Raw genomic sequence first — 21,479 nt, 5'->3', positions numbered from 1 at the left:
GGTCCTTTCAATCGAGGTGTGCCCACGCCCGGGTCGCGTCCCGGATGCAGGCATACCGCACAACGATAACGGGTATAGGTGTGCGGCTAAAAACCGAGCAGGTCAGACAAGCTTTGACAGCCCGTCTGACCTGGTCGGAAGCGTGCGGTCCGAAGAACCTCAGTTCTTCTGGATCTGGTCGAACGAAAGCTCGACCGGCGTCTCGCGGCCGAAGATCTCGACGAGGCCCTTGACCTTCTTCGAGTCGGCGTTGATCTCGTTGATCGTGGCCTGCAGCGTGGCGAACGGGCCGTCGGTGACGGTGACCGAGTCGCCGACCTCGAAGTCCAGCACCTGGACCTCGACCTTGCGCTGCGGAGCCGGCTTGCCCTCGGCCTCGGCGGCCTCACGGGCGGCCTTCTCCTCGGCCTCCGGGGCGAGCATCTTGACGATCTCGTCCAGGGTCAGCGGGTACGGGTCGTAGGCGTTGCCCACGAAGCCGGTGACGCCGGGCGTGTTGCGGACGACGCCCCAGGACTCGTTCGTCAGGTCCATGCGCACCAGCACGTAGCCGGGGAGCTTGTTCTGACGGATCGTCTTGCGCTCGCCGTTCTTGATCTGGGCGACCTCTTCCTGCGGCACCTCGGCCTGGAAGATGAAGTCCTCGACGTTCAGCGAGACGGCACGCTGCTCGAGGTTGGTCTTCACGCGGTTCTCGTAACCGGCGTAGGTGTGGATGACGTACCACTCGCCGGGGAGGGTGCGCAGTTCCTCGCGCAGGGCGACGACGGGGTCGACCGGCTCGGCCGGCTCCTCCTCGGCGTCGGCTTCCTCGTCCTCGACGGCCTCGACGTCGCCGCCGGACTCGTCCTCGGCGTCCTCGTCCTCGACGTGGAGAGCGGCTTCCTCGGCGGGCTCGCCGGCCTCGGCGTCGGCAGCCTCGACCTCGTCCAGGTCCTCGTCCGCGCCTTCGATGATGTCGAGCTCGTCCTCCACGGACTCGTCCGGCTCGATGGCGTCGTTCAGGTTCTGGTCAGACACGGTGGCTGCTTCTTCCTGGATACATAGGGGTGGAACATGCGAAAGGGGCGCCGGTAACCACGGCGCCCTTCGCGATTTCGCTCAGCCGAAGACGTACTTGGCAGCGTGGGCCAGTCCATAGTCAATCACGGTGACCAGGCCGATCATGACGACCACGAAGACGATCACCACGGTCGTGTAGGTCGTCAGCTGACTGCGCGACGGCCAGACGACCTTGCGAAGTTCGGCGACGATCTGCCGGTAGAAGAGCGCGAGGCGCTTCAGCGGGCCCTTCTTGGCACGCTTGCCACCCTTGCGGGCCTTCTTCGACGGTGCCTCATCCTGGGCATCAGGCGTATCGATGGAGCCCACGGCGTCCGCCATTCGTCCTCACCTGTTCCCGGGTCGTGGCCGTGCCGCGCCCGGTCTGAGCCGCACGGCGATGCATTACCTGTACGTACATGCGCACACATCCTGGCGGTGTGTGTAGCAGGGCCGGAGGGACTTGAACCCCCAACCGCCGGTTTTGGAGACCGGTGCTCTACCAATTGAGCTACGACCCTTTGTGGTTCTCCCCAAACGTACCGCATTCGCCCGGGTGCTCGGTGTGCACCGGATGAGTGCGGCCGCTGTGAGGCCAACGAGGTGAGAGTGTACGTGCTTCGAAGCCCTCCGTCGAACAGAAAGCGCCCGTAGGGGCCTTGTGAACCGAAGATCGTCCTGGGGCCGGCCGGGTGGCAGCCGAAGATCACCCAGGCCACAGCGCGGATCCGGACGGATGTTCAGCCGCTGTTCAGTCTGTGAAACCCGTGTGCCGGTGGCGTTTCCGGTCTGGAACGATGGGCCCCATGAGCGCTGCAACCCCTCCCACCGAGCGCCGGGTCTCCGCCCGAGTCGGCGCGATCTCCGAGTCCGCCACCCTCGCCGTGGACGCCAAGGCCAAGGCCCTCAAGGCCGCCGGGCGTCCGGTGATCGGCTTCGGCGCCGGTGAGCCCGACTTCCCGACCCCGGACTACATCGTCCAGGCCGCCATCGAGGCCTGCTCGAACCCGAAGTACCACCGCTACACGCCGGCCGGTGGTCTGCCCGAGCTGAAGGCCGCGATCGCCGCGAAGACGCTGCGCGACTCCGGCTACGAGGTCGAGGCGAGCCAGGTCCTCGTCACCAACGGCGGCAAGCAGGCCATCTACGAGGCCTTCGCCGCGATCCTCGACCCGGGCGACGAGGTCATCGTCCCGGCCCCGTACTGGACGACGTACCCGGAGTCGATCCGCCTGGCCGGCGGTGTCCCGGTCGACGTCGTCGCGGACGAGACCACCGGCTACCGCGTCACCGTGGAGCAGCTGGAGGCGGCCCGCACGGAGAACACCAAGGTCCTGCTCTTCGTCTCCCCCTCCAACCCGACCGGCGCCGTCTACACCCGCGCGCAGATCGAGGAGATCGGCCGCTGGGCTCTCGAGAAGGGCCTGTGGGTCCTGACCGACGAGATCTACGAGCACCTGGTGTACGGGGACGCGGAGTTCCACTCCCTGCCGGTGGTCGTCCCCGAGCTGGCCGACAAGACCATCGTGGTCAACGGTGTCGCGAAGACGTACGCGATGACCGGCTGGCGCGTGGGCTGGGTCATCGGCCCGAAGGACGTGGTCAAGGCCGCGACGAACCTCCAGTCGCACGCCACGTCCAACGTCTCCAACGTGGCCCAGGTGGCCGCGCTGGCCGCGGTCTCCGGTGACCTGTCGGCCGTGGAGAAGATGAAGGAGGCCTTCGACCGGCGCCGCAAGACCATCGTGCGGATGCTCAACGAGATCGACGGCGTGCTCTGCCCGGAGCCCGAGGGCGCGTTCTACGCGTACCCGTCGGTCAAGGGCCTGCTCGGCAAGGAGATCCGCGGCAAGCGCCCGCAGGACACGGTCGAGCTGGCCGCGCTGATCCTGGAGGAGGCCGAGGTCGCGGTCGTCCCGGGCGAGGCGTTCGGCACGCCGGGCTATCTGCGGCTGTCGTACGCGCTGGGTGACGAGGACCTCGTCGAGGGTGTCTCGCGGATCCAGAAGCTGCTGGCCGAGGCCACGGACTGACCCTGTGTGTCGCGCGGGCCGTCTCCTTCGGGAGGCGGCCCGCTTCGTGTTTGCGTGCGAGCAAGACCACGTTCGGGGAAAGCGCTACCGGGACGGCAGTGACGTACGGCAGGATCCTGGAATGGAGCGTGTACGTGATGTCTCTGAGCTGCCGAAAGCCCATCTGCACCTGCACTTCACCGGGTCGATGCGCCCGGGGACGGTTCTGGAACTGGCCGACAAGTACGGCGTACGGCTGCCCGACGCCCTGACCGAGGCGCTGACCAGCGGGGAGCCGCCGAGGCTGCGGGCCACGGACGAGCGGGGCTGGTTCCGGTTCCAGCGGCTGTACGACGCCGCGCGGTCGTGTCTGAGGCGGCCCGAGGACATCCAGCGGCTGGTGCGGGAGGCCGCGGAGGAGGATGTGCGCGACGGCTCGCGGTGGCTGGAGATCCAGGTCGACCCGACGTCGTACGCCCCCCGTCTGGGCGGTCTGATCCCTGCGCTGGAGATCATCCTCGATGCCGTGGAGACGACCTCGCGGGAGACCGGGCTCGGGATGCGGGTGCTGGTGGCGGCGAACCGGATGAAGCATCCGCTGGACGCGCGGACACTGGCGCGGCTCGCCGTGCGGTACGCGGACCGGGGGGTCGTCGGGTTCGGGCTGTCCAACGACGAGCGGCGGGGCATGGCCCGGGACTTCGACCGGGCGTTCGCCATCGCGCGGGAGGGCGGGCTGCTGTCGGCGCCGCACGGCGGGGAGCTGACCGGGCCGTCCTCGGTGCGGGACTGTCTCGACGACCTGGACGCGCACCGGATCGGGCACGGGGTACGGGCCGCGGAGGACCCCCGGCTGCTGAAGCGGCTCGCCGACCGGGGAATCACGTGTGAGGTGTGCCCGGCGTCGAACGTGGCGCTGGGCGTGTACGAGAAGCCGGAGGACGTGCCGCTGCGGACGTTGTTCGAGGCGGGCGTCCCGATGGCGCTCGGCGCCGACGACCCGCTGCTCTTCGGATCACGGCTGGCCGCCCAGTACGAGCTCGCCCGCCAGCACCACGGCTTCACGGACCAGGAGTTGGCGGAGCTGGCGCGGCAGTCGCTGCGAGCCTCGGCGGCGCCGGAGGGCGTCAAGGCGCAGCTGCTGGCCGGGGTGGACGAATGGCTCACTCGCCCGGCCGCTTGAAGTGGGCGTAGGGCGGATACGCCTTGTAGCAGATGTCCACTTCCAGGGGGTGCCCGCCGCTGTTGGGCGGCTCGGCCAGGGTGAAGGCCGTCATGAACGCCATGTGCCCCTCGGCGACCCGCTTCTGTCGCGGCCCCCAGCCGGCCGCGTAGGCGAACTCGGTGGCCGTCTGGGCGAAGACGTCCCTGGTGCCGAACAGGAAGAACGTCCGGGCGTGGGTGGTGTGCCGCAGGTCCTCCCTCGCGTTCGCGTACGACTGGCGAGCCCGCCAGGACTCCGCGTCCCGCACGGTGCGGGCCTCATCGGTGCGTACGGTCAAGGGGGTGCCGTGAGTGAGCTTCCGGCGCAGCTCGGGCCACTGGCTGGCGCGCATGCCGAGACTGTGGTGGGCCAGGACGAGGTCGACCCGCTCACCCCATCCCTCGTCGGCCGGGACTCCGTCACGCAGGGGGACATGGACGATCGTGTGGCGGGAGTAGGCGGCGAAGGAGAACAGTCCGGCCAGCCGGTTGAGGCCGTCGTGGTCGCCGAGCAGCAGGCCGATGGGATCGGGAGCGCTCAGCGAGGTATGGCGCAGCGGTTGCCGGGGCTGGACGACACGGTGCTCGTGCGGCCCGGTCCTGGGCCTGAACTGACGCAGCCTCAGCTGCATACGGGGTTCCTCATGGGACGAGGGTCGGGGTCGGGTGGCCTGCTCCGCAACGGAAATTCGGGACCCGGGACCGGACTACAGGCTGACGCCGACCGTCACCGGCTCGTTGACCAGCGTGATGCCGAAGGTCTCGCGGACACCGGCGACGACCTCGCGGGCGAGGTCGAGGAGGTCCTCGGTGGTGGCCTCGCCACGGTTGGTGAGGGCGAGGGTGTGCTTGGTGGAGATACGGGCGCGGCCGGTGCCGTAGCCCTTGGTGAAGCCCGCCTTGTCGATGAGCCAGGCCGCGGAGGTCTTGGTGTGGCCCTCGCCCGCCGGGTAGGCGGGGGGCGTGGTGTCCTCGCCGAGGTGGGCCTTCACGCGCGCGTGGAACGCGGTGAACTGCTCGTCGGTGAGGATCGGGTTGGTGAAGAAGGAGCCCGCCGACCAGGTGTCGTGGTCCTCGGGGTCCAGGACCATGCCCTTGCCGGAACGCAGCTTCAGTACGGCCTCGCGGGCGGCGGCGAGGGGGACGCGGTCGCCGGGTTCCACGCCGAGGGCGCGGGCGGTCTCGGCATACTTGAGGGGCGCGGAGAGGCCGTCGGCGTCTTCCAGCTCGAAGCGGACGCGGAGGACGACGTAGCGCTCGGGGTCGGCCTTGAAACGGCTGTGGCGGTAGGAGAAGGCGCAGTCGGCGTTGGGGATGGTGACCGTTTCGTGGGTTCGGCGGTCGTAGGCGATCACCTCGGTGATCGTGGAGGAGACCTCCTGGCCGTAGGCGCCGACGTTCTGGATGGGGGTGGCGCCCGCGGAGCCGGGGATGCCGGCGAGGCATTCGACGCCGGCGAGTCCGGCGGCGACGGTGCGGGCGACGGCGTCGGTCCAGACCTCGCCGGCGGCGAGTTCCAGGCGGGTGCCGTCGAGCTCTACGCCCTTGGTGGCGATCACGAGTGCGGTGCCGTCGAATCCCTTGTCGCCGATGACGAGGTTCGAGCCGCCGCCGATGAGCAGGAGGGGGGTGCCGCTGTCGTCGGCCTCGCGGACGGCTGCGATCACCTCGGCGTCCGTGGTCGCGGTGACCAGGCGGGTGGCGGGGCCGCCCAGGCGGAAGGTGGTCAGCGGGGCGAGGGGGGCGTCGTGTCGTTCCTGCACGGGCTCAAGGGTACGAGACGTCTCTGACGGTGGTGGGGTGGATGCCTGCGGCGGCCCGCGCGGGTCGGGTGGGGGCTCGCGTCGCGCACCACGGTTCGTCGTGAGTCGGTGCCGCACCGGGGGGTGTCCGTCCTCGGTCGGGCGCAACTGTTTCGCCTGGGCTGTGCTGTCGGTCGGACGCCCGACACTGCGGGCGGACACCCCCCGATACGTCCCCTGCTCGCCGTTGCGCCGGTGCGGGTGCGTCCCACCTGGGGATAGGGCGGCAGCGGGGGCCAGGGCGCCTTCAACGCCGGTCCGCGCGATCTCAGCCCGCCCGGAGTTTGAGGCCGAGGTCTTGCCGTCCCGATCCCACGCCCACCCGGGCAGGGGGCCGCGCCCCTCGACGCCGGCCAGCTGTCCTTCGGCCCGTCCAGCGTCCGGGGCCGAGGTATTCCCGTCCCGATCCCCCACCCACCCGCCGGGGGCCGCGCCTCTATACGCCGGTCCAGGCAATCCCAGCCCGTCCAGCGTCCGAGGCCGAAGTCTTCCCATCCCGATCCCCCACCCACCCGCCAGGGGCCGCGCCCCTCAACGCGGGCCCAGGCAATCTCAGCCCCTCCAGCGTCCGAGGCAGAAGTCTTCCCATCCCGATCCCCCACCCACCCGCCAGGGGCCGCGCCTCTATACGCCGGTCCAGGCATCTCAGCCCGTCCGGCGTTTGAGGACAAGGCCCCTTCAGGGCCGTCGGGGGTCCAGGGGGCGGAGCCCCCTGGGAGGCGGGGTCGAAGGGGCGGCAGCCCCTGGAGGATGGGAACGGGTAGGGGCGGCGGGGGCGAAAGTCGTCCGGGGTCCGCCACGGCGCCGGCGCACATGCGGGACGGCCCCGCCCTCGCAGGCGGAGCCGTCTCAGGGGGTGGGGTCAGCCGGACACGCTCTCCAGTGTCGGGGCCGGCTCCTGCGAAGGCGTACGCACCGCGAGACTCACGGAACGCCTCGACGGGATCACAAGGGCCGCGACTCCCGCGAGGGCGACCACCGCCGCACCGGTCACGAGCGCGGGCTGGAGGCCGTCCACGAAGGTCTGGCCCGTCTCGTAACCGCCCTGCGCCGAGAAGATGGAGCCCATGATCGCGATACCGAGCGCGCCACCGACCTCACGGAGGGCGTTGTTCGCACCGGACGCGATGCCCTGCTCGGACCCCCGGACACTGGACATGACCAGGTTGGAGGCGGGGGCGAAGAAGAGCCCCATGCCGATGCCGCTGATGATCAGACCGGGCAGCTGGACGGAGTAGGAGGCGTCCACCGTGATGACGGAGGCCAGGTAGGCGAGGCCCGCCGCCTGGAAGAAGAGGCCCGCCGCGACGACCGGACGGCCACCGATGCGGTCCGAGAGGATGCCCGCGACCGGGGCGACCAGCATCGGCATACCGGTCCACGGCAGCATCCGCAGCCCCGCCTCGGTGGGCGAGTAGCCGAGCACACCCTGCATGTACTGGCTGAGCAGGAAGATCGAGCCGAACATGCCGAGGAACATCAGCAGGCTGGCCGCGTTGATCCCGGCGAAGGCACGGGAACGGAACAGCCGCATCGGCAGCATCGGGTTCTTGGCACGGGTGCTGTAGATGACGAAGCCGACAAGGAGAGCCGCCCCGGCGAACAGGGACGTCAGGACCAGGTTGTCCGTCCAGCCGTCCGCCGGACCGCGCACCAGGCCGTAGACGATGCCGAAGAGGCCGCCGCTGGCGAGCAGGGTGCCGGGGATGTCGAGGGGCGCGCCGGTGCCGTAGGACTCCGCGAGGCGCAGACGGGCGAGGGGCAGCAGGGCCACGCCGAGCGGAACGTTCAGCCAGAAGATCCACTGCCAGGAGATGTGCTCGGTGAGGCTGCCGCCGATCAGCGGTCCGGAGGCCACCGCGAGCCCGTTGACGGCACCCCAGATGCCGTACGCCAACCCGCGCTTGGCCGCGGGGACGGCTGCCGTGAGCAGGGTGAGGGTGAGCGGCATCATGATGGCCGCGCCCACGCCCTGCACCGCGCGGGCCGCGATCAGGCTGTCGATGCCGGGGGCCAGCGCCGCGGCGGCGGACGCCCCCGTGAAGACCGTCAGTCCGACGAGGAAGAGCCTGCGACGGCCGAAGCGGTCACCCAGGGCCGCGCCGAACATCAGCAGGACCGCGAAGGTGAGCGTGTAGGCGCTGACCGTCCACTCCAGGTCGTGCAGTCCGCCGCCGAGGTCCTCGCGGATGGAGGGCAGCGCGGTGGTGACGACGAGGTTGTCGAGGGCCGCCATGAATCCGGCGACGCTGGTGATGACGAGAGCCCAGACGGCTCCCCCGCGTGAGGTCTCGTGTTGTACGGCTTGCTGTGACATCGCTCCCCCAGAGCCTTGTAGATAGTTATTGATCACTAACTTTTGCGCTCATGAAAAGGCGCCTACGACGCCCATCCCGCTCACTTCTCCAGTCGGCCCTTGAGCCGCGCCGACGGATACATCCCCTCCCACACCCGATGCTCGGGCGGGAACCCCATCGCGACCAGGCAGTTGATGAGCATCCCGAACGCCAGGAAGACCGTGGTCTCGTTGGCGTCGGCGCCCAGCGGCAGATGGACCGTGTCCCACAGCCGCATCCAGCCGTCCCGCACCGCCACCCCGAACTCGTGGTCGCCCTCCTCCTCGGCGGCGCCCACGGCGACGTACGTCTGCATCTGCATCAGCAGCCGCTCGGGATGCTCCGCGATGACCTTGGTGTACGCGTTCGCCATGGCATGCAGCGCTTCCTCACCCTGAAGGCCCTCGGAGGCCTCCGCGAAGGTGCGGATGGTGTCCTCCATGCACCGCGCCGACGCGGCGAGGAAGATCGCCTTCTTGCTCGGGAAGAGCCGGAAGAGATACGGCTGCGAGACGCCGACCCGCTTGGCGATCGCCTCGGTCGACGTGCCGTGGTACCCGCCGCGGGCGAACTCGCTCGTCGCCGCACGGATGACGCTCTCGCGCCGCTCCTCCGCGCTCATCCTGACCATGAGACGAAGTTAGTACTCAATCACTAACTTTGCAAGGGGTGCGGCGGGGTCGGTGCGGAACCGGGAATGGGGACAAGGTAAAGGCACAGGTAAGGGGCGCCCCGCCATGGAGAGCGCCCCCTGCTTCACCCGCAGGTCAGGCCAGGCGTACGACCGCTCGGGACATGCCCAGCACCTTCTGACCGGCGCTGGTCGCCGTGAGGTCCACGCGGACCGTGTTGTCGTCGAGCTTGGCGGCGACCTTGCCGCTGACCTCGATGACGGCGCCCTGGTCGTCGTTCGGGACGACGACGGGCTTGGTGAAACGGACGCCGTACTCGGCGACGGCCCCCGGGTCGCCGACCCAGTCGGTCACCACACGGATCGCCTCGGCCATGGTGAACATGCCGTGCGCGATGACGTCCGGCAGCCCGACCTCCTTGGCGAACTTCTCGTTCCAGTGGATCGGGTTGAAGTCCCCCGAGGCTCCCGCGTACTGGACGAGGGTGGCGCGGGTCACGGGAAAGGTCTGGGTCGGCAGTTCGGTGCCGATCTCGACGTCGTCGTAAGCGATCTTCGCCGTCATGTTCTTTCTCACGCCCCCTCTGCCGCGCGCGCGACCAGCTTCGTCAGTGCCGTCACCACGTGATCGCCGGCCTCGTCGTGGACCTCGCCGCGGATGTCCACGATGTCGTTGCCCGCGAGGGACTTGATCGCCTCGATGGTCGAGGTGACCGTGAGGCGGTCGCCCGCGCGGACGGGGCGGGTGTAGGCGAACTTCTGGTCGCCGTGCACCACACGGCTGTAGTCCAGACCCAGTTGCGGGTCCGCGACGACCTGCCCGGCGGCCTTGAAGGTGATCGCGAAGACGAAGGTCGGCGGGGCGATCACATCGGGGTGACCGAGCGCCTTGGCGGCGTCCGGGTCGGTGTACGCCGGGTTGGCGTCCCCCACGGCCTCCGCGAACTCGCGGATCTTCTCCCGGCCCACCTCATAGGGGTCGGTGGGCGGGTAGGTCCGCCCCACGAAGGACTGGTCGAGCGCCATGGGCTCGGCACCTCCTGATCGCTGGTACTGGCTGATCGCTGGTACTGGCCGGTATCGGCTCATGAACGACGCGAGGCCGCCCCCTGGAGTACAGGGGACGGCCTCGCGTACGAGCCTGATTTATCGCGTTTCGCGGTGCGCGGTGTGCGCGTTGCAACGCGGGCAGTGCTTCTTCATCTCCAGTCGGTCCGGGTTGTTACGCCGGTTCTTCTTGGTGATGTAGTTCCGCTCCTTGCACTCCACGCAGGCCAGCGTGATCTTCGGGCGGACGTCGGTGGCAGCCACAGGAGTGCTCCTTGACGAACGGATAGGACTGATTTAACGCAAAGAAGAGTAGCCGATCGAAGGACCGACCCCACAATCGGCTACTGTCAGTAGCGGTGACCGGACTTGAACCGGTGACACAGCGATTATGAGCCGCTTGCTCTACCGACTGAGCTACACCGCTGTGATGCGATCAGTTCCCACCTTGCGGCGGGAACCTCTCACACCAGAGCCCCAATACGGAATCGAACCGTAGACCTTCTCCTTACCATGGAGACGCTCTACCGACTGAGCTATTGGGGCGAGCGATGAAGACATTACACGCTCGGCAGCCGTTCACCCAAATCCGTTTCCGGGCCCCGTCCGCGGCCCGTCAGGAGGCTCCATCGGAGGCCTGTCCAGCGGTCTGTCAGGTGGTCTGTCAGGTGGTCTGTCCGGTGCTTCTCCCACCGGCCCCTGCTGCCTCTCTCGTACGACGAACCGCACCGGTACGACTATTGCGCTCCTCCCCGCCGCGAGCGGATCACCACCCTAGGCTCGACTCACTCTGCGTGATCTTGCGTCCCTCGTGCGCAGCCCCCAGCCACGAGCCTTGAGCCCCTGGAGTGCGATGCCCGACAGTCAGCCGCAGCCACCTCACTCGTCGTCCTCCCCGGGCCCGGCCGACACCACCTCACTCCTGCTGTGCGGGGCACGGCTGACGGACGGCCGGACCGTGGACGTACGGCTGGGCGGCGGGCGCATCGAGGCGGTCGGCACGGCGGGCAGTCTGGCGGCGGAGGGCACGCGCGCGTGCGGCGCACGGGTGGACCTCGGCGGCTATCTGCTGCTTCCGGCACCGGTCGAACCGCACATCCACGGCGACACGGCACTGTCGGCCGACGAGGGCGGCCCGGTCTCCTACGACCCCCAGGACGTCCAGCGCCGGGCGACGGAGACGGCACTGCTCCAGCTCGGACACGGGGCCACCGCGCTGCGGGCACACGTACGCGTGGGCGACGTCCAGGGATTGGGCGCACTGGCCGCCGTACTCCAGGCACGGCGGTCGCTGCGTGGGCTCACCGAGCTGACCACGGTGGCCATGCCCCGGGTACTGACCGGGGCGGCCGGGGCGGAGGGGCTCGCGATGCTGCGGGACGCCGTGAAGATGGGCGCCTCGGTGATCGGCGGCTGCCCCGACCTCGACCCCGATCCGACGGGCTATGTGCAGGCGGTGCTGGACGTCGCCGCCGAGCACGGCTGCCCGGTCGATCTGCACACCGACGCCGCGGACCCGGCCCGGCTCGCCCGGCTCGCGGCGATGGCCGGCGGACTGCGCCCCGGAGTGACCCTGGGCCCGTGCGGCTCGCTGGGCCGGCTGCCCACGGAGATCGCCTCCCGCACCGCCGACCAGCTCGCCGCGGCCGGGGTGACCGTGGTCTGCCTGCCGCAGGGCGGCTGCGGGGGCGTGGAGCGGCGCGGCACGGCTCCGGTACGGCTGCTGCGGGCGGCCGGGGTACGGGTGGCAGCCGGCAGCGGCGCGCTACGGGACGTGTCGAACCCGGTGGGACGCGGAGACCCGCTGGAGGCGGCCTATCTGCTGGCCTCGCGCTACGGCCTGCGCCCCGAGGACGCCTACGACGCGGTGAGCGCCTCCGCGCGGGCCGTGCTGGGGTTGCCCGAGGTGCGCGTGGAGGCGGGATTTCCGGCCGAGTTGCTGGCGGTGCGCGGGGATCGGCTGGCGGGGGCGCTGTCGCTCGCGTACAGCCGGATCGTCGTGCACCGGGGGCGTGTGGTGGCCCGGACGAGCGCGGTGCGGGAGTTCTGCGACTCGGCGGTGGCTGTGGAGTTGGGGCTGCCGCGGCAGGGGCGGGGGAAGTTGTCGTGACGGGGTGGGGTGGGTGAGGTGGGGTGGAGCGTGGGGCGCGCATCGGCGTGGTGAGTGCGTGGGGCGTGTGGTGAGGTTTCGGCGCCAGGGAGTGCGGATGATGGGGATGATTTTGCGCGCCGGGGGTGCGTGATCAGGACCTGAGCGCGGGGGCGCGTGGCTCTTGCATTCGCGCTCGGGGGCGCCGCTCCCGTTGCCCGGTGGCCTGGTCGCGCCCTCTGAGACGTGGCTCAAGTCGTGCGGCGGATGCGGTCGTCCGGGCGTACGGTCGAAGGCATGCGCATTGTCATCGCTGGTGGTCATGGTCAGATCGCGTTGCGGCTGGAGCGGCTGCTCGCCGCGCGCGGGCACGAGGTCGCGGGAATCATCCGCAAAGCCGAGCAGGGCGACGACCTGCGGGAGGCCGGTGCCGAACCGGTGCTCCTGGATCTGGAGTCGGCCTCGGTCGAGGAAGTCGCGGCCCATCTTCAGGGCGCCGACGCGGCGGTCTTCGCGGCGGGCGCGGGTCCGGGCAGCGGCGCGGCCCGCAAGGACACGGTGGACAAGGGCGCGGCGGTGCTGTTCGCGAAGGCGGCGGTCCGGGCCGGCGTACGGCGGCATGTGGTCGTGTCGTCGATGGGCGCCGATCCGAAGCACCAGGGCGACGACATCTTCGACGTCTACCAGCGCGCCAAGGGCGAGGCCGACGAGTACGTCCGCGGCCAGGACGCCCTGGACTGGACGATCCTGCGGCCCGGCGCGCTGACGAACGACGCCGGCACCGGACTCGTACGCCTGGAGGCGCACACGGGTCGTGGTCCGGTCACGCGCGACGACGTGGCCGCCGTGGTGGCGGAGTTGCTGGACACCCCGGCGACGGCCGGCCTGACCCTGGAGCTGGTCGGCGGGTCGACTCCGGTGTCGGTGGCGGTGAAGGCCGTGGCCGGGAACTGAGGTGAGTGCCGAGGGGGTACCGGCCGCGCGTGAGGAACTGCTGCGGCAGATGTACGAGGTCTTCTCCACCGACGACCGGGACGCCTTCGTACCGCACTGTCTGACCCCGGACGTGGACTGGCCGAACGTCCTGGAAGGAACCCGACTGCACGGGCGCGCGGCGGTACGGGCGTACTGGGCACGGCAGTTCGCGGCCGGACATCCCCTCGTACGCCTGGAAGGGCTGCGGCTCGACGGGGACGGAGACGGCGAGGCGGTGGTGGCGACCGTGCGGCAAGGGATGCGGGACGACGCCGGCGTCGATCACTGGGCGGTTGAGACGGTCGAGCACGTGTACCGCTTCGGCGGGGACGGGCTGGTGGCCCGCATGGATGTGCGAGCTGGGGTGTAGGAGCAACGGTTCGGGCAGGGCTTGGACGCGGTGCGGAGCCGGGTCGGCCGCGATGCGGTGTGCGGCTCGGAGCGCGGTGCGGAGCGCGCGGCTCTGATCGCGTTTCAGAAAAGGGGCATCTGGCCCGGGATCTCCGGAACCACATAGCCGTCCAACGACGGTTGGGCCGCGCCCAGTTGGGCCTGGCTGCGGGAGCCGGGGCAGGAAGTGAGCTCGCCGTTCTCACGGGCGCCGGGCGGGTCGTGGCGCGCGAAACGACCGGCGACGACGGCGATCTCGCGGCGGCATTCAGGACAGTTCCTGCGGCGGGTGGACATGTGGTCAGTGTGCCCCGTACGAGCTTGTGACGTGCGCGTCAGACGGGTGGCGGACGGGGTTCGGCGTACTCAATCGGGGGTGTCTGAAGGCGTCCAGGGGCCGTCGGGGGCGAAGCACGTCAGGGTAGTGGGATGAACCCATCCGAAGGCGCCCGGCCTCTCTGCGCGGAACGACAGCATGAGAGACAAGTCACCGCCTCGGCAGCCGCCCCGAACACACCCCGGAACACGAAGAGACCCCCTCCGTTCTGCGTTTCCGCAGTTCGGAGGGGGTCTTCCCCAGTGTGGCGGCGCCAGGATTCGAACCTGGGAAGGCTGAGCCGGCAGATTTACAGTCTGCTCCCTTTGGCCGCTCGGGCACACCGCCTGGGTTGCTGCCCTTCGAACCGTCTTTCGGCGGTGCTCTGTGGCAACGACGTAAACAATACCCGATGGGGAGGGGTGCTTCGCCACCCGATTGATCAGCGCTCGGGGGGCGCGGGGTGGCTAGGCTTGTGCGGATGCGGCCCGGGGTCTACGCCGGGCTCGGCGAGCCCCCACGTACGCCGATACGCAGCCCGACACGCACCCGATACAAGGAGCCACAGGACATGGCCGACTCCAGTTTCGACATCGTCTCGAAGGTCGAGCGGCAGGAGGTCGACAACGCCCTCAACCAGGCCGCCAAGGAGATCTCCCAGCGCTACGACTTCAAGGGCGTGGGCGCCTCGATCTCGTGGTCCGGTGACAAGATCCTGATGGAGGCGAACTCCGAGGACCGGGTGAACGCTGTCCTCGACGTCTTCCAGTCCAAGCTGATCAAGCGCGGGATCTCGCTGAAGGCGCTGGACGCCGGTGAGCCGCAGCTGTCCGGCAAGGAATACAAGATCTTCGCGTCGATCGAGGAGGGCATCTCCCAGGACAACGCGAAGAAGGTGGCGAAGATCATTCGCGACGAGGGTCCCAAGGGCGTGAAGGCCCAGGTGCAGGGCGACGAACTGCGCGTGAGTTCCAAGAGCCGTGACGACCTCCAGGCCGTCATCGCCCTGCTCAAGGGCAAGGACTTCGACTTCGCCGTTCAGTTCGTGAACTACCGGTAGTCCGCGGTTCGTTCACGCGGCGCTGAGTGCGCTCTGGCTCCACTCCGCACGAGGAAGGGTGGGCACCTGGCCGGTGCCCACCCTTCTCGCCTGCTGGCTGCGGTTCGGGGGTGTGCTCAGTTGCGCGAGTTGCCGAACAGGATGCGGTAGCCGATCAGGAGGACGAGTGAGCCTCCGATGGCGGCCGCCCAGGTGGTTCCGTCGTAGAAGTTTTTGGTGACCGGGTGGTCCAGCCAACGGGCCGATATCCAGCCGCCGATGAACGCGCCCGTGATGCCGATGACGGTCGTGCCGATGAAGCCGCCCGGGTCGCGGCCCGGCAGCAGGAACTTGGCGATGGCCCCGGCCAGAAGCCCCAGGATGATCCAACCGATGATGCTCATGCCCTGAACCTGCCCTTCCGCGCTGTGCCCACGCTGTCCCGGAGATGTGATCTCGGTCCGGACGGGCTGTGCGCCGGCGGGTTGTGCGTGGAGCATTTTCGTCTACCCGCGGCAGCACTGTTGGTGCCGTGTTGATGTGGAGGACGTCACGAGGCCACCGGTCGGTTGCACCGATCAGTAGGGTGCGGCTCATGACACCTTCCAGCTCTGCCCCCGAGCTGCGACGCACCTTGGGTGTGGGAGACGCCGTGGTCATCGGGCTGGGCTCGATGGTCGGGGCGGGCATCTTCGCCGCCCTGGCGCCCGCCGCGCGCGCGGCCGGGTCCGGGCTGCTGCTCGGGCTCGCGGTGGCCGCCGTGGTCGCCTACTGCAACGCCACCTCCTCGGCACGGCTGGCCGCGCTCTATCCGGCCTCCGGCGGCACGTATGTGTACGGGCGCGAGCGGCTCGGTCCGTTCTGGGGTTATCTGGCGGGCTGGTCGTTCGTGGTCGGGAAGACGGCCTCCTGTGCGGCGATGGCGCTCACCGTGGGCGCGTACATCTGGCCGGATCAGGCGCACGCCGTGGCCGTCGCGGCCGTCGTGGCGCTGACCGCGGTGAACTACGGCGGTGTCCAGAAGTCCGCCTGGTTGACCCGGGCGATCGTGGCGGTCGTGCTGGCGGTCCTCGCATCCGTGGTGGTCGTGTGTCTGGGCTCGGGGGCGTCCGAGGCCGGGCGACTGGACAGTGAGGCCTCGGGTGGCCTGGGCGGGGTGCTCCAGGCCGCCGGTCTGTTGTTCTTCGCGTTCGCCGGGTACGCGCGGATCGCGACCCTCGGGGAAGAGGTACGGGATCCCGCACGCACCATCCCGCGCGCGATCCCGCTCGCTCTCGGCATCGCGCTGGGCGTGTACGTGTGTGTGGCGGTGGCTGTCCTTTCCGTGCTGGGTGCGGAGAGTCTGGGGCAGGCCGGCGCCCCGCTGACCGATGCCGTACGAGCCGCGGGCGTGCCGGGGTTGGCGCCGGTGGTGCGGGTGGGTGCCGCCGTGGCCGCGCTGGGTTCGTTGCTCGCGCTGATCCTGGGGGTTTCGCGGACGACGCTGGCCATGGCCCGTGACCGGCATCTGCCGGGCGCGCTGGCGGCCGTGCATCCGCGTTTCCAGGTGCCGCACCGGGCTGAACTGGCCGTGGGCGCGGTCGTCGCGGTCCTCGCCGCCACGGTGGACGTGCGGGGCGCGATCGGGTTCTCCTCCTTCGGTGTGCTGGCGTACTACGCGGTGGCCAACGCCGCGGCCTGGACGCTCGATTCGGCTCCCGCGGCCCGGGCGGTGCCGGTGGTCGGGCTTCTCGGGTGCGTGGTGCTGGCGTTCGCGCTGCCGGGGGTCTCGGTGGCGGTGGGCGCGGGTGTGCTGGTGGTGGGTGTGCTGGCGTACGGCGTACGACGGTGGATGGCTGCGCGGTAGGCGGCGTACGGCGAGGGAAGGGGTGTCGGCCCTCCCCCGCACGTACGCCGAGTCCCGTCAGACTGTGCGGGCGCGAATGCCGGGCTCGGCGGGCCCGTTCGCGGTCATGAGGTCATGATGCAGGTCGCCACTGACAGTCGGGCGGACCTGTGGACAAGCTCCGGGCTGTGGAAAACCCTGGCCTACCAGCGCGACGAGAACGGCTGGTCGGTGGAGACGATTTCGCGGCCCAGCGGGAGCAGCGACACCGGGATCAGCTTGAAGTTGGCGATGCCGAACGGGATACCGATGATCGTGACGCACAGGGCGATGCCGGTGACGATGTGGGCCAGGGCCAGCCACCAGCCCGCGAGGACCAGCCACAGGACGTTGCCGACACAGGAGGGGGCGCCCGCATCGCGGCGTTCGACCGTCGTGTACCCGAAGGGCCACAGGGCGTAGACGCCGATACGGAAGGCCGCGATGCCGAACGGGATACCGATGATCGTGATGCACAGCAGTACCCCGGCGAGCAGATAGCCGAGGAACAGCCAGAAGCCGCTCAGGACGAGCCATATGACGTTCAGGATGGTTTTCACTGGTGGCGACCTGCCATCTTCTCAAGGCGTGCGATGCGTTCCGCCATCGGCGGGTGCGTGGAGAACATCTTCGAGAATCCCTGCCCCGGACGGAACGGGTTAGCGATCATCATGTGGCTCGCGGTCTCGATACGCGGCTCCGGGGGCAGCGGGAGCTGCTTGGTGCCCGTCTCCAGCTTGCGCAGCGCGCTGGCCAGGGCCAGGGGGTCGCCGGTGAGTTGGGCGCCGGACGCGTCCGCCTCGTACTCCCGGGAGCGGCTGATGGCCAGCTGGATGAGGCTCGCGGCGAGCGGGCCCAGGATCATGATGAGCAGCATGCCGAGGATGCCGGGGCCGTCGTCGTCGTTGGAGCGGCCGATGGGGATCAGCCAGGCGAAGTTGACGAGGAACATGATCACGGAGGCGAGGGCGCCGGCGACAGACGAGATCAGGATGTCGCGGTTGTAGACGTGGCTGAGCTCGTGGCCGATGACACCGCGCAGTTCGCGCTCGTCGAGGATGCGCATGATGCCCTCGGTACAGCACACGGCGGCGTTGCGCGGGTTGCGGCCGGTCGCGAACGCGTTCGGTGCCTCCGTCGGCGAGATGTACAGGCGTGGCATGGGCTGGCGGGCCTGGGTGGAGAGCTCGCGGACCATGCGGTAGAGCGCGGGTGCCTCGAACTCGCTGACCGGACGGGCGCGCATCGCGCGTAGCGCCAGTTTGTCGCTGTTCCAGTACGCGTACGCGTTGGTCCCCACGGCGATCAGGACCGCGACGACGAGCCCCATACGGCCGAAGAAGCTGCCGATGACGATGATGAGTGCGGACAGTCCCCCGAGGAGTACTGCGGTCCTGAGCCCGTTGTGCCGGCGGTGCACGGTACGCCCTCCAAGTCGTGCAGCAGGGGAACCCTTTGCTTGCTGATCTGCGGTCCTTCTGGTGTCACCACCAGTGGACCCTCCTGTTCTGGTCAACGCCAGGCGGGAGCAGCTAGTTCCCTTGTGCGTGCGGGGGCCGGTGTGCGCCGTCCGGGTGAGGGCTCGGAAGTTCGCCGGTCGTGGGTTCAGAAGAGTCCGGTGTCGGCGAAGCGCAGGACCAGCTGGGGCGCGCCGGAGAGGGCGATGCCGAGGACACCGGACAGTGCGATCGCGGCGGTCAGCGGGGCGGGGATCCGGTGCTGTACGGGTTCGCCCTCGGGGGCGCGGAACAGCAGCGCCGTCCACTGGAGGTAGTAGAACAGCGCGATCACCACGTTGACGGCCATGACCACGGCGAGCCAGCCGAGGCCCGCGTCGACAGCCGCGGAGAAGACGGTGACCTTCGCGAAGAGGCCGATGATGCCTGGCGGCAGTCCGGCGAGGCAGAGCAGGAAGAAGGCCAGGAGAAGAGCGGCCAGCGGGTTCGAGGCGTACAGGCCGCGGTAGTCGGTGAGGCGGTTGAGGGCTCTCGTACGGCCCACCAGTGCGGCCACCGCGAAGGCGCCGAGGTTCACGGCGGCGTACATGAGGGCGTAGGCGACGGTGGAGCCGATGGAGCGTTCGGCGTCGTCGGAGTACGCGGCGGCTGCGATCGGCACCAGGAGGTAGCCGGCCTGGCCGACGGAGGACCAGGCGAGCAGGCGTACCGCGCTGTACGCGCGCGTGGGCTGCTGTCGCAGGGCGCCGACGTTGCCGACGGTCATCGTGAGGGCGGCCAGCGCGGCCAGTGCCGGGCCCCAGACGTCGGCGTACGACGGGAGGGCGACGACCGTGACGAGGATCAGGCCGGAGAAGCCGACCGCCTTGCCGACGACCGACAGGTAGGCGGCGATCGGGAGGGGGGCGCCCACGTAGGTGTCCGGGACCCAGAAGTGGAAGGGCACGGCGGCCGTCTTGAAGGCGAAGCCTACGAGGGTGAGGACGACGCCGGTCTGGGCGAGGGTGTGGAGCTGGCCGTCGACGTGCTGGATCCGGTCGGCGATCTGGGTGAGGTAGAGGGTGCCTGTGGAGGCGTACACGAAGCTGACGCCCATAAGGCTGACGGCCGTCGCGGTGACCGAGGACAGGAAGAACTTCAGGGCCGCTTCGGAGGACTTGCGGTCGCCTTGGCGCAGGCCGACGAGGGCGAAGGCGGGCAGCGAGGCGACCTCCAGGGCGACGATCAGGGTCGCCAGGTCGCGAGAGGCGGGCAGGAGCGCGGCGCCGGCCGCGGAGGAGAGCAGCAGGAACCAGTACTCCCCTTCGGGGAGTCCCTTGTCGGCGTCCTTGAGGGCGGTGACCGACAGAAGGGCCACCAGCAACGCTCCCCCGAGGACCAGGAGCTGGAGGACGAGGGTGAAGCGGTCCGCCGTATAGCTGCACACGTCCGGGTCGCCGGTCAGGCAGAACGTGGCGCGGTCGCCGTCGAGAAGGGGCAGGAGCATGAGCGTCGAGGCGGCCAGGCCCGCGACCGACGACCACCCGAGCAGCGCCTTCTTGTCGTCGCCGACGAACAGGTCCGCGACGAGGACGACGAGGCCCACGACCGCCGCGATGGTGGGCGGTGCGATGGCGAGCCAGTCGACGGACTGGACGAGGTTCGCGGCGAGCGGCTGGGCCGAAGAGGCCAGCGGCTGGGCCACTGCGGCCAGGGAGCTCATCGGGTGCCTCCTGCAAGGAGCTGCTGCACGGCCGGGTCGGTCAGCCCCAGGAGGGCCTTCGGCCACAGGCCGGCTACGACGGTGAGGGCGACGAGCGGGGACCAGGCCGCGAATTCGTACGTGTGGACGTCGGCGAGCTTCGGGGCGTCCTGGGGTACGGCGCCCATGCAGACGCGGCGGACCACGGCGAGGAGGTAGGCGGCGGTGAGGAGGGTGCCGAAGGCCGCGATCGCCATGAAGGTCAGGAACGCCGGGCGGCTGAGGCCGTCCGCGGGGTCGAACGCGCCGAACAGTGCCAGCATCTCGCCCCAGAACCCGGCGAGGCCCGGCAGGCCGAGGGAGGCGACGGCGGCGAACGCGAGCAGGCCGCCGAGGCGCGGGGCCTTGCCGTACAGGGCGGCGCCGGTCTGCTCGGCGAGGGCGTCGAGGTCGGTGCTGCCTGTGCGGTCCTTCAACGCGCCGACCAGGAAGAACAGCAGGCCGGTGATGAGGCCGTGGGCGATGTTGGCGAACAGGGCGCCGTTCACGCCGGTCGGGGTCATCGTGGCGATGCCGAGCAGGACGAAGCCCATGTGGCCGACGGAGGAGTAGGCGATCAGGCGCTTGAGGTCGCCCTTCGCGCCCTGCTTGGCGAGGGCCAGGCAGGCCAGGGATCCGTAGATGATCCCGACGACGGCGAAGGCGGCGAGGTAGGGCGCGAAGTCGCGGAAACCGTCCGGCGCGATGGGAAGGAGGATCCGGACGAACCCGTACGTACCCATCTTCAGCATGACGCCGGCCAGCAGGACCGAGCCGACGGTCGGGGCGGCGGTGTGGGCGTCGGGCAGCCAGCTGTGCAGGGGCCACATCGGGGTCTTCACCGCGAGCCCGATCCCGATCGCCAATACCGCGATGACCTGCACGGATGTGGTCAGCGACCGGCCGTTGTCAGTGGCGAGTGCCACCATGTCGAATGTGCCCGCCTTGATCCCGATCAGGAGCAGGCCGAGCAGCATGACGACCGAACCGAGCAGCGTGTAGAGGATGAACCGCCAGGCGGCCTGCGTCCTGCCCTCGCCGCCCCAGCGGGCGATGAGGAAGTACATCGGGATGAGCACCATCTCGAACGCGAGGAAGAACAGCAGCAGATCGAGGACGGCGAAGGTCGCGAGGGTGCCGGACTCGAGGACGAGCAGCAGTGCGACGAAGGCCTTCGGGGTCGGCCCCGCAGGCATCTTGAAGTAGGAGTAGAGCGCGCAGAGGAAGGTCAGCAGCGCGGTCAGGACCAGAAGGGGGAGGGAGATGCCGTCGATACCGAGGTGGATCCGCACGTCGAGTGCGGGGATCCAGCTGATGTCGGTCGTGGCCTGCATCTTCGACGGGTGGTCGTGGTCGAAGCCGAGCGTGAGGACGATCGCGGCGATGAGGATCGCGCCGGTCACGGTGACGCCGTGCCGGAGCACTGCCTGCTCGGGTGACTTCCCCTTCAGCCCGGGCGGGGCCGGCAGGAGGGCGGCGACGGCGCCGAGAAGCGGGCCGACGACGACGAACGCCAGAAGGAACTGCATCACGGACTCGTTGATATCGATCACGCCT

22 protein-coding genes and 4 tRNA genes are annotated in these 21,479 nt (G+C 69.7%); 7 read left to right on the top strand and 19 right to left on the bottom strand.

Translation table 11 applies throughout. The annotated features are described in order from the left end of the window. Window positions 1–159 precede the first annotated feature (159 nt). The 3 genes from nusG to ABKA17_RS00180 all read right to left on the bottom strand — a co-directional run bounded on the left by nusG (window position 160) and on the right by ABKA17_RS00180 (window position 1,562). Window positions 160–1,020, bottom strand: a complete 861-nt coding sequence (nusG, locus tag ABKA17_RS00190; RefSeq protein ID WP_353689731.1) for a transcription termination/antitermination protein NusG — start codon at window positions 1,018–1,020, stop codon at window positions 160–162. A gap of 81 nt (window positions 1,021–1,101) precedes the next feature. Beyond that, the gene (gene secE / locus ABKA17_RS00185) at window positions 1,102–1,383 is read right to left on the bottom strand and encodes a preprotein translocase subunit SecE (RefSeq protein ID WP_353689730.1); all 282 of its coding nucleotides are present in this window, start codon (window positions 1,381–1,383) and stop codon (window positions 1,102–1,104) included. A 106-nt stretch (window positions 1,384–1,489) separates the two neighbouring features. After that, window positions 1,490–1,562 (bottom strand) — tRNA-Trp (locus tag ABKA17_RS00180). Window positions 1,563–1,847: 285 nt separating this feature from the next. Between ABKA17_RS00180 and ABKA17_RS00175 the strand changes: the two genes are divergently transcribed. Further along, complete coding sequence (locus tag ABKA17_RS00175; RefSeq protein ID WP_353689729.1) at window positions 1,848–3,074, top strand: pyridoxal phosphate-dependent aminotransferase; 1,227 nt, start codon at window positions 1,848–1,850, stop codon at window positions 3,072–3,074. Window positions 3,075–3,195: 121 nt separating this feature from the next. Then, entirely contained in the window at window positions 3,196–4,236 is a 1,041-nt protein-coding gene (locus ABKA17_RS00170; protein WP_353689728.1) for an adenosine deaminase, read from the top strand. Here the strand turns inward: ABKA17_RS00170 and ABKA17_RS00165 are convergent. From ABKA17_RS00165 to ABKA17_RS00125, 9 genes are all read right to left on the bottom strand, one after another. Beyond that, window positions 4,217–4,888, bottom strand: a complete 672-nt coding sequence (locus ABKA17_RS00165) for a hypothetical protein (RefSeq protein ID WP_353689727.1) — start codon at window positions 4,886–4,888, stop codon at window positions 4,217–4,219. The two genes, ABKA17_RS00170 and ABKA17_RS00165, sit on opposite strands and share 20 nt — an antisense overlap. A 75-nt stretch (window positions 4,889–4,963) precedes the next feature. Further along, window positions 4,964–6,019 carry a UDP-N-acetylmuramate dehydrogenase gene (locus tag ABKA17_RS00160; protein WP_502994089.1) on the bottom strand — a complete coding sequence of 352 codons (1,056 nt, stop codon included), beginning with the start codon at window positions 6,017–6,019 and terminating at the stop codon, window positions 4,964–4,966. Window positions 6,020–6,920: 901 nt separating this feature from the next. Beyond that, a complete protein-coding gene (locus ABKA17_RS00155) occupies window positions 6,921–8,375 on the bottom strand; it encodes an MFS transporter (RefSeq protein ID WP_353689726.1) in 1,455 nt (484 codons plus the stop codon). Window positions 8,376–8,455: 80 nt separating this feature from the next. Beyond that, window positions 8,456–9,025 carry a TetR/AcrR family transcriptional regulator gene (locus tag ABKA17_RS00150; RefSeq protein ID WP_353689725.1) on the bottom strand — a complete coding sequence of 190 codons (570 nt, stop codon included), beginning with the start codon at window positions 9,023–9,025 and terminating at the stop codon, window positions 8,456–8,458. Window positions 9,026–9,161: 136 nt separating this feature from the next. Next, a complete protein-coding gene (locus tag ABKA17_RS00145) occupies window positions 9,162–9,590 on the bottom strand; it encodes a MaoC family dehydratase (RefSeq protein WP_353690733.1) in 429 nt (142 codons plus the stop codon). Window positions 9,591–9,598: 8 nt separating this feature from the next. Beyond that, window positions 9,599–10,051 (bottom strand): FAS1-like dehydratase domain-containing protein, encoded by a 453-nt coding sequence (locus ABKA17_RS00140; protein ID WP_353689724.1) that lies wholly within the window; start codon window positions 10,049–10,051, stop codon window positions 9,599–9,601. Between the two features lie 120 nt (window positions 10,052–10,171). Beyond that, entirely contained in the window at window positions 10,172–10,336 is a 165-nt protein-coding gene (rpmG, locus tag ABKA17_RS00135; RefSeq protein ID WP_003948671.1) for a 50S ribosomal protein L33, read from the bottom strand. 90 nt (window positions 10,337–10,426) lie between these two features. Next, window positions 10,427–10,499, bottom strand: a tRNA-Met gene (locus ABKA17_RS00130). A 46-nt stretch (window positions 10,500–10,545) separates the two neighbouring features. Continuing rightward, window positions 10,546–10,618, bottom strand: a tRNA-Thr gene (locus ABKA17_RS00125). A gap of 307 nt (window positions 10,619–10,925) precedes the next feature. Between ABKA17_RS00125 and ABKA17_RS00120 the strand changes: the two genes are divergently transcribed. The 3 genes from ABKA17_RS00120 to ABKA17_RS00110 all read left to right on the top strand — a co-directional run bounded on the left by ABKA17_RS00120 (window position 10,926) and on the right by ABKA17_RS00110 (window position 13,506). Beyond that, window positions 10,926–12,182: an amidohydrolase family protein gene (locus ABKA17_RS00120; RefSeq protein WP_353689723.1), complete on the top strand. Its 1,257-nt coding sequence runs from the start codon at window positions 10,926–10,928 to the stop codon at window positions 12,180–12,182. Between the two features lie 276 nt (window positions 12,183–12,458). Further along, a complete protein-coding gene (locus ABKA17_RS00115) occupies window positions 12,459–13,115 on the top strand; it encodes an SDR family oxidoreductase (RefSeq protein WP_353689722.1) in 657 nt (218 codons plus the stop codon). A 1-nt stretch (window position 13,116) separates the two neighbouring features. Further along, window positions 13,117–13,506, top strand: a complete 390-nt coding sequence (locus tag ABKA17_RS00110) for a nuclear transport factor 2 family protein (RefSeq protein ID WP_353689721.1) — start codon at window positions 13,117–13,119, stop codon at window positions 13,504–13,506. A 104-nt stretch (window positions 13,507–13,610) separates the two neighbouring features. Here the strand turns inward: ABKA17_RS00110 and ABKA17_RS00105 are convergent, their stop codons facing one another. Next, on the bottom strand, window positions 13,611–13,823 hold the full coding sequence (locus tag ABKA17_RS00105; protein ID WP_353689720.1) for a hypothetical protein: 213 nt from the start codon (window positions 13,821–13,823) through the stop codon (window positions 13,611–13,613). 285 nt (window positions 13,824–14,108) lie between these two features. Then, window positions 14,109–14,190: transfer RNA gene (locus ABKA17_RS00100), tRNA-Tyr, on the bottom strand. Window positions 14,191–14,413: 223 nt separating this feature from the next. Here ABKA17_RS00100 and ABKA17_RS00095 point away from each other — a divergent pair. Further along, entirely contained in the window at window positions 14,414–14,902 is a 489-nt protein-coding gene (locus ABKA17_RS00095; protein WP_353689719.1) for a YajQ family cyclic di-GMP-binding protein, read from the top strand. 116 nt (window positions 14,903–15,018) lie between these two features. Here the strand turns inward: ABKA17_RS00095 and ABKA17_RS00090 are convergent, their stop codons facing one another. Next, a complete protein-coding gene (locus ABKA17_RS00090) occupies window positions 15,019–15,285 on the bottom strand; it encodes a GlsB/YeaQ/YmgE family stress response membrane protein (protein WP_353689718.1) in 267 nt (88 codons plus the stop codon). Window positions 15,286–15,476: 191 nt separating this feature from the next. Between ABKA17_RS00090 and ABKA17_RS00085 the strand changes: the two genes are divergently transcribed. Next, entirely contained in the window at window positions 15,477–16,727 is a 1,251-nt protein-coding gene (locus tag ABKA17_RS00085) for an APC family permease (RefSeq protein WP_353689717.1), read from the top strand. Between the two features lie 182 nt (window positions 16,728–16,909). Here ABKA17_RS00085 and ABKA17_RS00080 read toward each other — a convergent pair whose 3' ends face one another. From ABKA17_RS00080 to ABKA17_RS00065, 4 genes are all read right to left on the bottom strand, one after another. Next, on the bottom strand, window positions 16,910–17,305 hold the full coding sequence (locus ABKA17_RS00080; protein WP_266823342.1) for a YccF domain-containing protein: 396 nt from the start codon (window positions 17,303–17,305) through the stop codon (window positions 16,910–16,912). Further along, window positions 17,302–18,165 carry a zinc metalloprotease HtpX gene (gene htpX / locus ABKA17_RS00075; protein ID WP_353689716.1) on the bottom strand — a complete coding sequence of 288 codons (864 nt, stop codon included), beginning with the start codon at window positions 18,163–18,165 and terminating at the stop codon, window positions 17,302–17,304. The genes ABKA17_RS00080 and htpX overlap by 4 nt, the downstream gene beginning before the upstream one ends. Before the next feature lie 185 nt (window positions 18,166–18,350). Continuing rightward, window positions 18,351–19,874, bottom strand: coding sequence for an NADH-quinone oxidoreductase subunit N (locus tag ABKA17_RS00070; protein WP_353690732.1), 1,524 nt, complete (start codon window positions 19,872–19,874; stop codon window positions 18,351–18,353). Between the two features lie 26 nt (window positions 19,875–19,900). Further along, the gene (locus ABKA17_RS00065) at window positions 19,901–21,475 is read right to left on the bottom strand and encodes an NADH-quinone oxidoreductase subunit M (protein WP_353689715.1); all 1,575 of its coding nucleotides are present in this window, start codon (window positions 21,473–21,475) and stop codon (window positions 19,901–19,903) included. Between the last annotated feature and the right edge of the window lie 4 nt (window positions 21,476–21,479).

The sequence above is a fragment of the Streptomyces sp. RG80 genome, from assembly GCF_040446465.1.
Taxonomy (GTDB): domain Bacteria; phylum Actinomycetota; class Actinomycetes; order Streptomycetales; family Streptomycetaceae; genus Streptomyces.
The sequence above is the reverse complement of the archived record's forward strand: the minus strand, read 5'-3'. Positions and strand labels throughout refer to the sequence as shown.

Coding starts and splice junctions, on each gene's coding strand:
- ABKA17_RS00105 (WP_353689720.1), bottom strand. CDS start 13,823: ATGTCCACCCGCCGCAGGAACTGTCCTGAATGCCGCCGCGAGATCGCC.
- secE (WP_353689730.1), bottom strand. CDS start 1,383: ATGGCGGACGCCGTGGGCTCCATCGATACGCCTGATGCCCAGGATGAG.
- ABKA17_RS00085 (WP_353689717.1), top strand. CDS start 15,477: ATGACACCTTCCAGCTCTGCCCCCGAGCTGCGACGCACCTTGGGTGTG.
- ABKA17_RS00170 (WP_353689728.1), top strand. CDS start 3,196: ATGGAGCGTGTACGTGATGTCTCTGAGCTGCCGAAAGCCCATCTGCAC.
- ABKA17_RS00175 (WP_353689729.1), top strand. CDS start 1,848: ATGAGCGCTGCAACCCCTCCCACCGAGCGCCGGGTCTCCGCCCGAGTC.
- ABKA17_RS00095 (WP_353689719.1), top strand. CDS start 14,414: ATGGCCGACTCCAGTTTCGACATCGTCTCGAAGGTCGAGCGGCAGGAG.
- ABKA17_RS00120 (WP_353689723.1), top strand. CDS start 10,926: ATGCCCGACAGTCAGCCGCAGCCACCTCACTCGTCGTCCTCCCCGGGC.
- ABKA17_RS00145 (WP_353690733.1), bottom strand. CDS start 9,590: ATGACGGCGAAGATCGCTTACGACGACGTCGAGATCGGCACCGAACTG.
- ABKA17_RS00090 (WP_353689718.1), bottom strand. CDS start 15,285: ATGAGCATCATCGGTTGGATCATCCTGGGGCTTCTGGCCGGGGCCATC.
- ABKA17_RS00155 (WP_353689726.1), bottom strand. CDS start 8,375: ATGTCACAGCAAGCCGTACAACACGAGACCTCACGCGGGGGAGCCGTC.
- ABKA17_RS00165 (WP_353689727.1), bottom strand. CDS start 4,888: ATGCAGCTGAGGCTGCGTCAGTTCAGGCCCAGGACCGGGCCGCACGAG.
- ABKA17_RS00150 (WP_353689725.1), bottom strand. CDS start 9,025: ATGGTCAGGATGAGCGCGGAGGAGCGGCGCGAGAGCGTCATCCGTGCG.
- ABKA17_RS00115 (WP_353689722.1), top strand. CDS start 12,459: ATGCGCATTGTCATCGCTGGTGGTCATGGTCAGATCGCGTTGCGGCTG.
- ABKA17_RS00140 (WP_353689724.1), bottom strand. CDS start 10,051: ATGGCGCTCGACCAGTCCTTCGTGGGGCGGACCTACCCGCCCACCGAC.